This is a genomic window from Mesorhizobium sp. B2-4-2 (assembly GCF_006442845.1).
Lineage (GTDB): Bacteria > Pseudomonadota > Alphaproteobacteria > Rhizobiales > Rhizobiaceae > Mesorhizobium.
Genome location: NZ_VFVM01000031.1, coordinates 1 through 1,052 on the forward strand (window position 1 = coordinate 1; position 1,052 = coordinate 1,052).

Consider the following 1,052-nt stretch of genomic DNA (forward strand, 5'->3'; position numbering starts at 1 on the left):
CTAGAGCGTTTCATATCTTGACGGAAGCGTAGCCTGCGTTTTCGAAGTAGTTCCTGCATTCGGCTGCCTCGATTGTTTCGACGAGGTGGCCGATGTGGCGCCAAGTGTCCTCGATTGTACGTTTCTGAGCTTGGCGCATCCAGTGTTTGATCTTGGCGAAGGCCTGCTCGATCGGATTGAGGTCCGGGGAATAGGGCGGCAGGTACCAAAGCCTGGCGCCGGCAGCTTTGATCATCTGCCTGATGGCCGCCGACTTATGACTTCCCAGATTATCCATGACGACAATATCGCCGGGCTTCAGCACCGTGATGAGCTGCTGCTCGACATAGGCCCGGAAGCATTGGCCGTTGATCGGGCCGTCGAAGACGCAAGGCGCTGTGAGCCGATCCCAGCGCAGCGCGCCGAGGAAGGTCAGCGTGCGCCAGTGGCCGTGCGGAGCCAGGCCGCGCAGCCGCTTGCCCTTCGGCCCCCAACCGCGCAGCGGAGCCATGTTGGTCTTGATCCAGGTCTCATCGATGAAGACCAGGCACTGCGGATCGAGGCCGGTCTGCCAGGATCGCCATCGCTGACGCCTGCGGGCAATATCGGCGCGTGCCTGCTCAAGGGCGAACAGCGTTTTTTTTGAAGCTCAGGCCCTCGCGCCTCAAGAACAGCCACACCGTATTGTGCGAGACCTTGATCCCGCGCGCATCCAACTCGTCCTTCAGCCGATGCAGCGTCAGTTCAGAGGTCTGATTGATCCGCTCCACAATGAAAGCCCGATGGGGCTCCAGAACGCGCTTACGGTGTCCGCCCATCTTGCCCGGCGCCACCGAGCCGGTGGCACGGTAACGCTGCGACCACTTCACCACAGAGGAAACCGCAACGCCAAAGCGCGAGGCAACCGCACGGCAGGTCTCCCCGTCGACAACTGCCGCTACTGCACGCTCACGAAGATCATTTGAAAGCGCTCGCGTCATCAGATGCTGGCCTCCAATCCAGCCAGCATCTTGAATCACAAACATCCGGTTTTGGGAATCCTACGATTCTCCCAAAATAGGAAATGCTCTAGG

The 1,052-nt window shown here is 59.9% G+C and carries 1 protein-coding gene; it reads right to left on the reverse strand.

The window, feature by feature from the left end:
• Nucleotides 1-10: 10 nt before the first annotated feature.
• Nucleotides 11-959 (reverse strand): IS630 family transposase gene (locus FJ942_RS28390; RefSeq protein ID WP_140501651.1). Its coding sequence is split into 2 segments (ribosomal slippage): nucleotides 11-622 and nucleotides 624-959, totalling 948 coding nucleotides; the frame shifts between segments, so codons are not numbered across the junction.
• Nucleotides 960-1,052: the final 93 nt, after the last annotated feature.